Source organism: Paenibacillus sp. G2S3, from assembly GCF_030123105.1.
Lineage (GTDB): Bacteria > Bacillota > Bacilli > Paenibacillales > Paenibacillaceae > Paenibacillus_AQ.
The window spans coordinates 6,325,394-6,338,347 of sequence record NZ_CP126095.1; the positions used below are offsets into that span (position 1 = coordinate 6,325,394).

At 43.4% G+C, this 12,954-nt stretch carries 12 protein-coding genes; 3 read left to right on the forward strand and 9 right to left on the reverse strand.

Features of this window, described 5'->3' with window-relative positions; translation table 11 throughout:
• Positions 1 to 455 precede the first annotated feature (455 nt).
• The gene (locus tag QNH28_RS27990) at positions 456 to 773 is read left to right on the forward strand and encodes an antibiotic biosynthesis monooxygenase (RefSeq protein WP_042131428.1); all 318 of its coding nucleotides are present in this window, start codon (positions 456 to 458) and stop codon (positions 771 to 773) included.
• 162 nt (positions 774 to 935) lie between these two features.
• On the opposite strand, the gene QNH28_RS27995 is transcribed toward QNH28_RS27990, so the two are convergent.
• The 8 genes from QNH28_RS27995 to cidR all read right to left on the reverse strand — a co-directional run bounded on the left by QNH28_RS27995 (position 936) and on the right by cidR (position 10,701).
• Complete coding sequence (locus QNH28_RS27995; protein WP_283909396.1) at positions 936 to 3,164, reverse strand: MMPL family transporter; 2,229 nt, start codon at positions 3,162 to 3,164, stop codon at positions 936 to 938.
• Between the two features lie 211 nt (positions 3,165 to 3,375).
• A complete protein-coding gene (locus QNH28_RS28000) occupies positions 3,376 to 5,265 on the reverse strand; it encodes an ABC transporter ATP-binding protein (protein ID WP_283909397.1) in 1,890 nt (629 codons plus the stop codon).
• Positions 5,262 to 7,022 carry an ABC transporter ATP-binding protein gene (locus QNH28_RS28005; RefSeq protein WP_283909398.1) on the reverse strand — a complete coding sequence of 587 codons (1,761 nt, stop codon included), beginning with the start codon at positions 7,020 to 7,022 and terminating at the stop codon, positions 5,262 to 5,264. Before QNH28_RS28005 ends, QNH28_RS28000 begins: the two co-directional genes overlap by 4 nt.
• On the reverse strand, positions 7,015 to 7,461 hold the full coding sequence (locus QNH28_RS28010) for a MarR family winged helix-turn-helix transcriptional regulator (protein WP_283909399.1): 447 nt from the start codon (positions 7,459 to 7,461) through the stop codon (positions 7,015 to 7,017). Before QNH28_RS28010 ends, QNH28_RS28005 begins: the two co-directional genes overlap by 8 nt.
• 283 nt (positions 7,462 to 7,744) lie before the next feature.
• Positions 7,745 to 7,867 carry a hypothetical protein gene (locus tag QNH28_RS28015; RefSeq protein WP_283909400.1) on the reverse strand — a complete coding sequence of 41 codons (123 nt, stop codon included), beginning with the start codon at positions 7,865 to 7,867 and terminating at the stop codon, positions 7,745 to 7,747.
• Positions 7,821 to 9,221 (reverse strand): DNA-binding protein, encoded by a 1,401-nt coding sequence (locus tag QNH28_RS28020; RefSeq protein WP_283909401.1) that lies wholly within the window; start codon positions 9,219 to 9,221, stop codon positions 7,821 to 7,823. Before QNH28_RS28020 ends, QNH28_RS28015 begins: the two co-directional genes overlap by 47 nt.
• Positions 9,222 to 9,387: 166 nt before the next feature.
• Positions 9,388 to 9,657 carry an aspartyl-phosphate phosphatase Spo0E family protein gene (locus tag QNH28_RS28025; RefSeq protein WP_283909402.1) on the reverse strand — a complete coding sequence of 90 codons (270 nt, stop codon included), beginning with the start codon at positions 9,655 to 9,657 and terminating at the stop codon, positions 9,388 to 9,390.
• A 114-nt stretch (positions 9,658 to 9,771) separates the two neighbouring features.
• On the reverse strand, positions 9,772 to 10,701 hold the full coding sequence (gene cidR / locus QNH28_RS28030; protein WP_283909403.1) for a cidABC operon transcriptional activator CidR: 930 nt from the start codon (positions 10,699 to 10,701) through the stop codon (positions 9,772 to 9,774).
• A 111-nt stretch (positions 10,702 to 10,812) separates the two neighbouring features.
• On the opposite strand from cidR, the gene QNH28_RS28035 reads away from it, so the two are divergent.
• Both QNH28_RS28035 and QNH28_RS28040 read left to right on the forward strand, forming a co-directional pair.
• Positions 10,813 to 11,187 (forward strand): CidA/LrgA family protein, encoded by a 375-nt coding sequence (locus QNH28_RS28035; RefSeq protein ID WP_283909404.1) that lies wholly within the window; start codon positions 10,813 to 10,815, stop codon positions 11,185 to 11,187.
• Positions 11,181 to 11,864: a CidB/LrgB family autolysis modulator gene (locus tag QNH28_RS28040; RefSeq protein ID WP_283909405.1), complete on the forward strand. Its 684-nt coding sequence runs from the start codon at positions 11,181 to 11,183 to the stop codon at positions 11,862 to 11,864. The genes QNH28_RS28035 and QNH28_RS28040 overlap by 7 nt, the downstream gene beginning before the upstream one ends.
• Positions 11,865 to 11,941: 77 nt before the next feature.
• Here the strand turns inward: QNH28_RS28040 and QNH28_RS28045 are convergent, their stop codons facing one another.
• The gene (locus QNH28_RS28045) at positions 11,942 to 12,910 is read right to left on the reverse strand and encodes a Gfo/Idh/MocA family protein (RefSeq protein WP_283909406.1); all 969 of its coding nucleotides are present in this window, start codon (positions 12,908 to 12,910) and stop codon (positions 11,942 to 11,944) included.
• Positions 12,911 to 12,954 lie beyond the last annotated feature (44 nt).

The following is a 12,954-nucleotide window of genomic DNA, read 5'->3' on the forward strand; positions in this document are numbered from 1 at the left end:
GCTATTCTGTTGCACATTTTGCAATCAAACTTCACTTTCATCACCAGAGTAGGCAAGTGGGGTTTAGGTACTTATTTAATTGTTGGTACTAATAATAATGTGGGTGCTTATAGTCATCTTATAGTTGTGATTGGTACTTGTAATTACGATAAGTAATTGTAGTTAAGGGTCGTTATTTCGAGCGCTAGACACAACTAGGCGTTCTAATACGATAGTTGCACTTTGTACATCTATTCAGCGTAATTAGAGGATCCTTCACACTTTAATTGCACTCTGTGCAACTAAAAGCAGGCAATTCTCAACCATTCGCCAAATTCATAAAATTTAGTTGCGGAGAATACACTTATCGCTTCGTTTTTAACGAAACAGAACTTTTAAGTGTATAAAGTGCAATTATATATTCAACCTATTGTTTATGTATGGATATCACACTACTGAACGGAGGTTTACCTAATATGCTAGTAGTAACAAATACTATTAAGGTTAAAGAAGGTCATGGTGAAGCCATTGCTCAACGTTTCGGAGGAAATAATGGTGTACAGGATATGCCAGGATTCGTCCGTATGGAGGTGTGGCAAGGAAGTGCCAAAGAAGGTGTTGAGGAATTAAAGATCTGTACTATGTGGGAGAATGAGGAGGCATTTAAAGGCTGGACCTCTAGTGACTCCTTCCGTCAATCACACCGCGGTGCTGGTGGCAATGAAGCCATTCTTGGTGCTTCGATCGACAAATATAAGCTTATGATCAGCCGAACACCCGGCACAAGCAATTAAGTGTAGAGAATGGACAACTAATCGTAAACTCTTCGCACAGCTAGCAATTGGACCATCATCGCTATCTATAATAAGCATTGGGTTTCGACCACGACAATAACAACAGGGATGTCCTAGCCATTATGGCTTTGGGACATCCCTGTTTGTTTTACAGTGTATCGCTTATTGCTTACTACCACTTGGCAAAGTTTGCTCCACCTCTTGATGTTTCCCTGGCCAGAATGCCCACCGACCAAAAAGCGTCGTAATAGCGGGCACAAGGAACGGACGAACAACGAAGGTATCGAGCAGAATACCTAGAGCGGTGATGATCCCAAACTGCACAAGCACCTGAATCGGTAAGCTAGCTAATACAGCAAAAGTACCTGCCAGAATGAGGCCCGCAGAGGTAATTACCGAGCTGGTCTCATTTACGCCTTCCGCGATCGCCTGCTTAAGCGGCATGGTCTTACGCTTTTTCCAAATATTCGAGATCATGAAGATGTTGTAATCTTCTCCTAGTGCCACCAGGAATACAAAGGAATAAAGCGGGATCGCTCCCTGAATGGCATCTGCCCCCATCACATAGTGAATGATGATCCAGCCTAAGCCAAGTGCAGAGAAGAAGGAGAGAATGACCGTTCCGACTAGATAAATGGTTGCCACTATAGAACGCAGATATATCAACAACAGCAAAGTGATCAATCCGATGACAACAGGGATAATCAGATCGGTGTCACGATCCCCAATCTTTTTAGTGTCATACTGAGTCGCTGTCTGACCACTTACCCACACATGATCTGCAGGATTCTCAACCCCTACATCAATTAGCGCCTGTTCTGCCGTTGCTAGAAGGGCTGGAATATGCCCCATTGCTTCAAGTGAATAAGGATTGTTTTTAAATTCGATATCATACCCCAGAATATCCTTATTCACAGCGCCTTGCTGCGGATCGGAAACCGTGTCCACATACGTGAGCCCTCCGAGAATGACTTTAAGATCCTCTCCACTCGCTTGCCCCTTAGTATCAATAATCAGCTTAGCGGGAGCTAGTTCTCCCGGAGAAAACTGCTTACCGATGAGGTCGAACCCTTCGCGGGACTCCATATTTTTAGGAAAAGAAGAAAGGATATCATACGTAAATTTGATTCCACTGGAGAATGAAGCCAGAATCCCCAGTCCGATAACGGTCACTCCTACAATAGCCCAAGGCCGGGAAACTACAAATCCACCAATCCCCTTTTTATGGGAGACCTTTGGTTCTGGAGCTGGTTTGCCTTTAGCCTTAGCCCGTTCAACCTCCATTTGCGGTGTGCGCGGAATGAATGGGAAGAACGAGGTCCGTCCGAAGATCGCCAAAAGTGCAGGTACAAGCGTTAAGCTAGCAATTCCCATAATGAAAATCGACACGCTGAATGGTATTGCAAAGCGATGGTACGCTCCATACTTGGCCAGTAATAGTGCGAACAGCGCAAGCACAACGGTGAAGCCACTCATTGCGATAGCCCCTGAAGAATCGGTAATGGAACGAAGCAGGGCACGAGTTTTGCTTTGCTCTATCTTCAGAAGCTGGCGGAATCGCGAAATCAGGAACAAACAATAGTCCGTACCCGCACCGAACAACAGAACCGTCATAATGGAGACTGCCTGCGAATCCACCGTGATCCAGCCTTCTTGCGCCATTTTTCCAAGAATCGGGCTTGTTACACCATAAGCGAATCCAACGGCTATAAGCGGTATAAACGCTAAAATAGGTGAACGATAAATCACCAATAAGAACACAAGCACAAGCATAACTGTAGCAATTAGCAAGGAAACGTCAGCGTTCTTGAATAAGCCTGAAGCGTCTATAGAAATGCCCACAGGACCTGTAACACGTAAACTCAGATCATTTCCATCTGCCTTAGCAGCGGAAGGGTCTCCCCCAGTCTCAGTGCTTATGATCTCTTTCATTTCTGTCACAGCTTCGCGAAGCTGATCACTATCTGCCGTTTTATCGAAGAGCACGGGTGTTACCAGTGTACTAAGATCCTCAGATAATGAGGTTTGCAACGCCTGCGGCGGCAGCTTTCCTAGTGGGGGAACAAAGTTCTGATGAGGCAAAGGTTGCTGCTCCAACTTGTTGTATACAGCAGTGATATGTACTAAGTCATCTTGCGAAAGCCCACCTTCTCTATGCCATACGAGCAATGCAGGTACTCCGCTTCCACTTGGAAATTCTTGTTCTGCAATTGCTGTTGCCTGTATTGATTGTGCATCATCTGGGAGGTTGGGCGCATTATTAGCAACTTGAGAATTCACTGCAGGCCATAATAGGGTAAGTACACCTACTAGCACTATCCATACGAGAAGAGTAATCCACTTCGTCTTTTTTCCTGCCACCCATTTACCGTAGCCTGACATTCCCTTCATCCTCTCCTTTACCTTACAATCTTAAAAATGAGCCGTGGGTCATTTTTTAATTCTATCATATCTATCCTTAAATTTTTAATCAAACTTTTTTTTATTTTTCACAAAAATTAAAACACCTCAGCACATATAAAATACCCCTCCTTCACATAAATAATCAGCAAATGTGAAAGGAGGGGTATTTAGTTTGCTATAATTTTTTCTTCACTTCAATTTAGCCTGCGTCCAAATCTCCTTCGGAGAACTGACTGTTGTAAAGATCCGCATAGAAGCCGCCTTGTGCTAGCAGTTCCTCGTGGTTGCCCTTCTCGATTACGCTACCTTGATTCATAACAAGGATAAGGTCAGCATCTCGAATCGTCGAAAGACGGTGAGCAATTACGAAGCTGGTTCTGTTTTGCATCAATGCCTTCATTGCTTTTTGAATCAACAATTCTGTCCGTGTATCGACACTGCTCGTTGCTTCATCAAGAATGAGGATCGATGGATCGGCCAGAATCGCACGGGCAATCGTAATCAGCTGCTTCTGTCCTTGTGAAATATTAGAAGCTTCTTCATTTAACACCGTATTATAACCAAGCGGAAGTGTGCGGATAAAGTGATCGGCATGAGCAGCCTTGGCAGCACGCACCACATCAGCTTCTGAGGCACCTTCACGTCCATAAGCAATGTTATCGCGGATCGTACCATTGAACAGCCAGGTATCCTGAAGCACCATACCAAATTTGCTGCGCAGGTCACTCCGTCTCATGTTGGTAATATTGACACCATCAATGATAATTTCCCCATCATTAAGCTCGTAGAAGCGCATCAACAGGTTAATCAGAGTGGTTTTACCAGCACCAGTAGGACCGACAATCGCTATAGTCTGACCTGGACTAACCTCAATATTCATGTCCTCAATCAGAATCGCATCTTCTTTATATCCGAATTTCACATGACGGAACTCAACGGAACCTTCCGGAGTACCTTCATCAAGCTTCGCAAGTGTAGTATTAACTTCCTTAACTTCCTCTTCTTCGTCTAGAAGTTCAAATACACGTTCTGCGGAAGCGATAGTGGATTGAATAATATTAGCAATGTTAGCCGTTTGTGCAATCGGCTGGGTGAACTGACGGGAATACTGAATAAAGGCTTGGATATCACCAACATCAATCATTTTTTTAGTAACAAAGATACCGCCGACTACACAGATCATTACATAACCCAAGTTACCAATGAACATCATGAGCGGCATAATCATACCGGACATGAATTGAGCACGCCAGCCAGAGTCATAAAGCTTATCGTTAATTTCATCGAAATCCTTAAGGGACTGCGGTTCGCGACCAAATGCTTTAATAATCCGGTGACCTGTATACATTTCTTCTACATGACCATTCAATTGACCTAGCGATTTCTGCTGTCCGACAAAATAAGTCTGCGAACGCTTGGAGATAGCTATAATCACAACAAAGCTGAGTGGCAATGTAACAATTGTAATCAAAGTCAGCCATGGGCTGATCGTAAGCATCATTACAATGACACCGATAATAGTCACGATAGAAGTAATCAATTGAGTTAAGCTCTGTTGCAGTGTAGTACTGATGTTATCCACATCATTCGTAGCACGGCTAAGAATTTCCCCATGTGTACGAGAATCAAAATATTTCAAAGGCAATCGTTCCAGCTTGCTGTTAATTTGCTCACGCATGTCGTAAACGACCTTCTGAGCTACACCAGCCATTACATACTGCTGAATATAGCTGAACAGAGCACTAAGCAAATACAGACCCGCAAGTATGATCAGGATTTCATTAATGTATCCAAAATCAATGGAGGCTCCCTCAACACCCATTAATTTACCGTAAGCACCTTCAAACAGCTTAGTCGTTGCTTTACCCATAACCTTAGGACTGAAAATACTGAATACAGTACTGGCAATAGCCATAACCAAAACGATGATTAATTGAACCATACGAGGTCTTAAATACTTAATCAGACGACGAAGTGTACCCTTAAAGTCCTTAGCCTTTTCTGCAGGCATCCGCATGCCAGGACCGCCACCAGGTCCAGGACCTTTATGGGCGCGCGGAGCAGCAGGTTTGTTGTTTTGTTCGCTCATGCTATTTCCTCCTCTGACAGCTGCGAGGATACGATCTCGCGGTACACATCACTGCTCGCGAGCAGTTCACGGTGAGTGCCCATTCCGGCGATTTCACCCTCATCAATAACAATAATTCGGTCGGCATCCATAACGGTACTAACCCGTTGAGCTACGATTAGAACAGTGGATTCCGTGGTTTCATCTTTGAGTGCCGCACGAAGCTTAGCATCTGTTTTGAAATCAAGTGCTGAGAAGCTGTCGTCGAACAGATAAACTTGAGGTTTTCTCACAAGCGCACGTGCAATGGACAGCCGCTGTTTCTGACCACCGGAGACATTACTACCGCCTTGAGCAATTTCCGAATCAAACCCATCTTTCATTGCTGATACGAAATCGTAGGCTTGAGCTACCTTGGCTGCATGAATAATTTCTTCATCGGTAGCATCCTCTTTACCGTAGCGAATATTCTCGTTAATCGTGCCTGAGAACAATACCGCTTTTTGAGGGATGTAACCAATTTTGCTCCGTAGCTCTTCCTGAGTCATCTCACGCACATCTACTCCGTTAACACGTACAGCACCTTCGTTAACATCATAGAACCTTGGAATCAAGCTAAGCAGCGTAGATTTACCTGAACCAGTACCGCCGATAATCGCAGTAACTTCACCTGGGCGAGCACTGAAGCTAATTTTCGAAAGTGCAGGTTGTTCCGCGCCAGGATAAGAAAAGGAAACATTATCAAATTCAACAAAACCACGCATATGATCACGGCCGTCTTTTTTAGTTGCTTGAGCCGTTGTTTGCAATTCACTCTCTGAAGGATCTGTAAACTCTGGCCGCATATCGAGCACCTCATTGATACGCAAGGCTGAAGCTGAAGCACGAGGAATCAGCACGAACATCATCGACACCATAATCAGGGAGAACATGATTTGCATCGCATATTGAATAAATGCCATCAGTGAGCCGACTTGTAAATCGCCATCGCCAATTCGGATTCCACCAAAGTAAAGAATTGCGATCATGGAAAAGTTCATAACAATCATCATAATCGGCATCAAACCGGCCATGATTTTATTTACTTTGATAGCTGTGTCTGTCAGATCACGGTTAGCCTCGGAGAAGCGTTTATTCTCATGATCAATTCGGTTAAATGAACGGATAACACGGATCCCCGTCAAATGTTCACGTAGCACCAGATTTAATTTATCCAGCTTAATCTGTATCGCTTTAAACAACGGTAATCCCTTCATCCCGATTAAGAAAATTGCGCCAACGAGTACCGGGATAACTACTACAAAGATCAATGATAATTTCGCATCTTCAGACACCGCCATGATGATACCACCAATCATCATCATTGGTGCACCGATCATCATGCGCAACATCATAGTAAGTACAGTCTGTACTTGCGTAATATCATTCGTTGTACGCGTAATTAAAGATGCGGTACCGAGCTTATCGAATTCATGCAGCGTGAAATTCTCTACATGATTAAACACACGAGCACGGGTAATTTTACCGAACCCCGCTGCTACCTTTGCCGATAAATAACTCGCTATGACTGAACATAAAGCCCCGCCCCCTGCAACTAAAAGCATGAAGCTACCTATTTTCCAAATAAAAGTACGATCTCCCTGAACAATTCCTTTGTCGACAATGTCGGACATCAGTGTAGGCAGGTATAAGTCGCCCATGGACTGCAAGAACACAAGAATTAATACAGCACCAATAGCTACTCGAAATGGCTTCAGTTGTTTAAATAATTTAATCAAGCTTCTCATCTCCGTTCATTTGTAGCCTATCCCAATTAGGTGGCGGATTATCCTCAACGAATGCATGTACTTTCAGCAACAGTTCTGTGAGCTGCTTAGTCTCTTTTTCACCTAAGTACTGTACGAGCTCATCAAACATTGCATCTCTATATTGCTCTGCTCTTCGTGTGAGTTTTTTTCCACTCTCCGTTAATTTCACGCGCACGACTCTTCGGTCCGAAGGATCTGCGTGTCTTTCCACCATCTGTTTCGCCTCAAGACTATTTATCAACTGCGTAATAGTTGGAGGTGTGAATCCGAGAAGTCGACTGATTTCAGATATCTTTAGACCCTCATCATCAGAATGATTCCATTTTTCAATGCATATCATTAAAGTCATCTCACTCGGCTTATGGCCTTCAACACCCTTTTGCCATTGGCCTTTATGCAGCCGTTTCATTGCCGCAAAAAGCTCGTGTGCGACTGAATTTTCAGTATTTTCTGTATTTCCTCCGTTTATCCCAATTTCTTTCACCTCTTATTTAGTTAGGTCAACTAATTATTAAACACTATATTATTTAGGCTACCTAATTATATTTTCGGTGCAACGCTTTGTCAAATTTTGAATACGCTATCAATTATTACGAAAAAGAAAACTCCCAAGCTCAATCGCAAGGGAGTCCAATTTCATATATGTATTACTCTGTATTATAAGAATGCTGAATAGATAGATAGATTTATTCCTACCAATTCGCTCCGTGCTCGTAAGTCGTAATACCTCCATTACTTCCAGAGCCTACAGGTCCGATAATGATGAAGCTAAACAATGCTAACACACTTACCATCATCAATAGTGATTTTTTCATGCTGTCTCACCTCCTTTATCAAATTCCTATATTTGATTTGCTGATCAGTAGTAGCATAATCCCTATTGGTCTCAAATAAAGTTACACAATTAATAAAATCTTTTCCGTTATTCTGCTTAATAGCTAACTCCAAACACTGAATAATATAATCCACACCAGTACTGTACTGTTTACGGGTTATAAGGTACATGGCTACTTGATAGTTTAGCCGATATACACGATCCACATTATTGGGCTCCTGAAACTCCTCAAATCGCAACATCTCGCGCGAGAAACGTGAAAGTACGTTATCGGCAGAGAACCCATGGCGATTAGCTGCATCCATAATAGTAATAAGACCTACCAAAATTTCACCAGGGTGATCGGCCAAAAAAGCTGTATATTCAGGTAAAACAGCCACATTTCCCGCTAACATCTCCAGCGTAAAACTATTGGCCGTTGCAAACAACCGGAAATGCTCTACAGCTTCACGACCTTCATCATCCATCATTTCGAACCAGCTCAGATCAGCGTAGCCTGCAGTATACTTTTTCGCTGCTTCATAATTGCCTTGCTTGGTTAAAGCTGTCCCTTTGAGCAAATACCCATGACCATAATAGACGATGAGCGGACGTTCCGTACGAAGATCTTCTGTTCGTCTACCTTCACTCTTTCGCAGTTGATCACGATACACGGCATTGGCCAAGGTTCTCAATTCATCAGCATACCCTTCCATATCTACCCATCTGCGCAGACCGTAGCATAATTGTGATAGCATTAGTAAACCATCCAATTGCATACTCTCAGGAAGGCGTCCTCTAAATGGTCCAAAGGTAATCACTGCGCGTAATTTCTCATCTGTATCAACTATTGATTGCATCGATCTAAAAATACGAAAATGACTGATCGCCAGTCTCTCAGAGTAACTATCCGACTCATTCTCGGTCACTATTTTATAAAAGTATATTGATTCATCTACTTTTCCTTTATTAAACAATTTATCAGCTACCGAATAAACGATATCTAGCGATTTCGGATATTCCAATAACCTGCTTAATGTTTCATCAATACATTGCTGCTTACCCAGTTCAGCGCAGCGTATTAAAAAAGGCTCCACCCTCCGGCGTGAGACCTTCTCTTCATTGAAGCATTCATCAACATACAGTGGATACAACCAACCGTCAGGAAATCCAAAGGCTTTAATGATTGCATCTATTTGTCCCAAGGACATAGGCTTCGGCGGATTCCCATGCAAAATTGCACTGAGACTTCCACGATTCAGGCCACAAATTTTTGAAAATGAGGCGAGATTATGGCCGGAGCGAGACAGATTTTTCTCAATTTCTGAGCGTATAGTTGTTAACTTCCCCTCCACTCGGCACCCCCAAAGTTCGACTTGAAAAGATTCTATTAATTGACATTATAGGTGAAAGTTATGGATTGTACAACAAATAGATTGTACGACAAAAAGAGGAGCGTATTTCTCTCCTCTTTATCGGTTGTATCTTCATAATAATGTAATTCTATGGTTGTATCGAAGTTTAACTTATTGTAATAGCGGCTTTTGAGCTTCTGCAGTAAGCTGTTGCACTTGCCTTGCGACTGCGCAAATTCTCCATCATCTTACGTTGTGCCAGCAAAATATAGCTGTCCAATCGCTCACTTAACTCTAAGACAGCATGATCACTAAGACTCCGTTGCTCCGCGACTTCCAGCAATTCGCATCTAAGGCTCTCTATAGTCACAAACAGCTCATCTTCTCTGTAGTCTCTTCTATAAATATTCTCGGAAGAACCTTGATATAGTGTCACAACTCTCTCCTTCTCTCTATCAACATCTCCCCCTATCATAATCCATGATACCAAAAAACATATTTTCAAAAAAAAGAAAAAATTGTAGTGTATCTACAAAAATAAAATCGCTATCTATTCAGAAAGATCCTTGGAATCGTAAGGAAGCTCATTTGGGTACTGTTCTCTTAATAGTCCCTTTGCAAAAGAAATCCATTCCCGTGCTGCAAAAGATAAATAACGGTCTCTACGCCATGCCATAGCGAGCTGCCAAGGAATTACCGGATCTGTCAAAGGAATGACTACTAACCGTGAGCGATCCATGTCGCGGCAAATGGTTTCCGGCAATAATGCGATTCCCATTCCCGCGGCTACCATTTTGCTAATTAAGTCCCATTGGGAGCTTTCATAAATAACCTTCGGTTGAAATCCAGCCTTCACACATTCCGTAATAATCCGATCATGTAATGTGAAATCTTCACGGAAAAGAACGAATTCCTCTTCAGCCAGCTCACTAAGCGGAACAAGCTTTGCTTCGGCCAGCCGATGTCCCAAAGGTAAAATAAGATTTAGCTTCTCTTCAACAAAAGTGAAGCTATGAAGCTTGGCTGTATTAACAGGTAGCACGACCATCCCAATGTCCAGCAGTCCTGTTTCCACATCTTCCTCCACTTTTTTTGCCCCATCCTCATGCAGACGAATCGTAACCTGCGGATACCGTTTATGAAATTGGCCGATGACCGAAGGAAAAAAGCTTGCTCCTACCATTGGAGGCAAACCAATGCGAATGTGACCCTGCTCCAGATTTCGTAAGCTATCCAGTTCGGAAGACAAGCTGGCGAATGACTCTACGATATTTTGCGCTTTGGTAAACAGAATTTCCCCCGCATCTGTAAGCCGAATGCTTTTCCCTTCACGGTAGAACAAGTCTGCCTCCAGTTCGACCTCCATATTCCGAATCATTTTACTGATCGTGGGCTGTGTTATATATAATGATTCGGCAGCTCGAGTAAAGCTTTTCATTCGTGCTGCTTGGACGAAATATTCTAATTGTCGGATATCCATTTTAGTGCCCCCGATACATAGATAAAAGGAATGTTATTTATTCCATCTATTCATTGTACCTATGAAAACAATTGATGTAAACTTTCATTATCATGAAAGGAGCGAAGCCTTATGAAAAAGATTACTATAGGCTTGCTGCAGGTAGCGGGACTTACTTTATTTTCAATAGTCATTAATGCTGTAACCCCATTATTGCATATCCCTATTCCCGGAAGCATACTCGGAATGATTATATTGTTTCTCCTGCTTGAGTTTGGTGTCATTCGTTTAAATTGGGTGGAAGTTGGTGCTTCCTGGTTACTAGCCGAGCTCCTACTATTCTTCATTCCATCTGCTATAGGGGTAATGAAATACGCTAATATCCTGGAAACGGATGGATTACGCATTCTTGCCGTTGTCGTCTTGGGCACATTTGTTGTGATGGCCAGTTCCGGATTACTTACCAGTAGAATTTATAAAGCGAAGGAGCGGAAAGGCTCATGTTAAACGCTCTGTTATTCTTTGGTCTCACGGTCGCGGTGTATTTACTCGCGAAACGTATCTATGCTTCTACTGGTAAAGTCTACACCTCTCCATTAATCATCACACCAGTGATTATGATCATCATTCTGCTCATAACAGGCATTACTTATGACTCATACAATGCGGGAGGAAAATGGCTGACGGATTTGCTGCAACCGGCAACCATGGCCTTTGCCATCCCTTTGCATAAGAACTTCAAGGTGCTCAAAAAGCACGCCGCCGAAATTGCGGCAGGCGTGCTATCAGGGACGATAGTTGCGGTGATCTCTTCCATTCTGCTCGCCAAATGGCTGCATGTTAGCGGCGATCTGGCAGCCAGTCTGGTACCGCGTTCGGTAACTACACCGATCGCTATGAGCATCTCGCAAAGTATCGGCGGTGTTCCGAGTATTACGGCAGTCTTCGTCATTATTACCGGGATACTTGGTACAATGATGGGCCCTACTGTACTTCGCATCTTCCGCATTGAGAATGAAGTTGCGCGCGGTGTATCGCTGGGAACCGCTGCACATGGTACAGGAACATCTAAAGCCTTCGAGCTTAGTTCACTGACCGGAACCATCTCCAGTATTGCGATGATTCTGTCCGCGCTGTTATCTATAGGTGTAGCGCCAGCTTTGCTCGCGATATTCCTCCACTAGGCTAACCCAGCTTGGGCCAAGGACATGTCTCTTTAGTACATCTAAAGTAGCATGTCCTTTTTCTATGAATTGAACATTTAGAACTTAACGGGCAATCCGCTTTGCGCTGAATCGTAGGCCGCACAGGTAACTTTAAGGGTTTTGTACCCCTCCTCATAATCGCATAAAATGCGCGACCGATCCCCCGTCCGTACAGCATGTATGAAGGCTTCACTTTCTTCTAAATATGGGTTTCCTGTATTCTCATATTCGGTACTATTGCCGCTTCGCACTTCCAAGAGACGATCTGGGTTCCAGTCCAATAGTCCCCGATCATTATAGAAGCTAAGACCTACACTTCCCACCTCATCAGGTAATACGCATGTATTTGAAATATTAGCAATGATTCCATTTTCAAGCTTGAGGGATACGGTACCTACATCGGCGACGCTCACACCTTCATGCTGCTCGTGCATAATCCGGTTTCCGAACATGCCGTAGACTTCCTTCACTTCTCCAGCCAGATAGCGAACCAAATCGACAATATGCGTTGTCTGCTCTGTGAATTGTCCTCCGGATTGCTTCTGATCGCGCCACCAAGCTACGCCTGGCATACCGCCCATCCATTGCCCCATAATCATACCGACCTTGTCCCCACGCAATGTTTCTTTCAGACGTTTAATGTTCTCCTGATAGCGGAAATGATATCCTACCGAGGTTAGCAAATTATGCTCTTTAATATCCTGAAGTAGGCTTGCGGGAATTTCAGTCGTCATACTAAGCGGTTTTTCTATAAAAAAGGGAATATCCCTCTTGATTAATGATCGTTCGATCGCACCATGAGATTGTGGAGGCACACAAATATAAACAGCATCGAGCTTCTCCGCATCCAGCATCTCCGTAATATCACCATATCCAGCAGCATCGTAAGGACGTGCCATATCTTCGCCTTTAGCCTTACTACTTCCGCAGACCGCCTGCAAACGGACATCATCCATCTCTGCAAGTAAATCAGCATGTACCTTAGAGAACCAACCCGTACCCACAATACCCACTTTTAATGTCATTCTTTTTCCTCCTGCCGATTGATTATGAATACCTTTTCATAGAT

Coding starts and splice junctions, on each gene's coding strand:
- QNH28_RS27995 (WP_283909396.1), bottom strand. CDS start 3,164: ATGAAGGGAATGTCAGGCTACGGTAAATGGGTGGCAGGAAAAAAGACG.
- QNH28_RS28035 (WP_283909404.1), top strand. CDS start 10,813: ATGAAAAAGATTACTATAGGCTTGCTGCAGGTAGCGGGACTTACTTTA.
- QNH28_RS28010 (WP_283909399.1), bottom strand. CDS start 7,461: ATGAAACGGCTGCATAAAGGCCAATGGCAAAAGGGTGTTGAAGGCCAT.
- QNH28_RS28045 (WP_283909406.1), bottom strand. CDS start 12,910: ATGACATTAAAAGTGGGTATTGTGGGTACGGGTTGGTTCTCTAAGGTA.
- QNH28_RS28040 (WP_283909405.1), top strand. CDS start 11,181: ATGTTAAACGCTCTGTTATTCTTTGGTCTCACGGTCGCGGTGTATTTA.
- QNH28_RS28015 (WP_283909400.1), bottom strand. CDS start 7,867: ATGAAAAAATCACTATTGATGATGGTAAGTGTGTTAGCATTGTTTAGC.
- QNH28_RS28000 (WP_283909397.1), bottom strand. CDS start 5,265: ATGAGCGAACAAAACAACAAACCTGCTGCTCCGCGCGCCCATAAAGGT.
- QNH28_RS27990 (WP_042131428.1), top strand. CDS start 456: ATGCTAGTAGTAACAAATACTATTAAGGTTAAAGAAGGTCATGGTGAA.
- cidR (WP_283909403.1), bottom strand. CDS start 10,701: ATGGATATCCGACAATTAGAATATTTCGTCCAAGCAGCACGAATGAAA.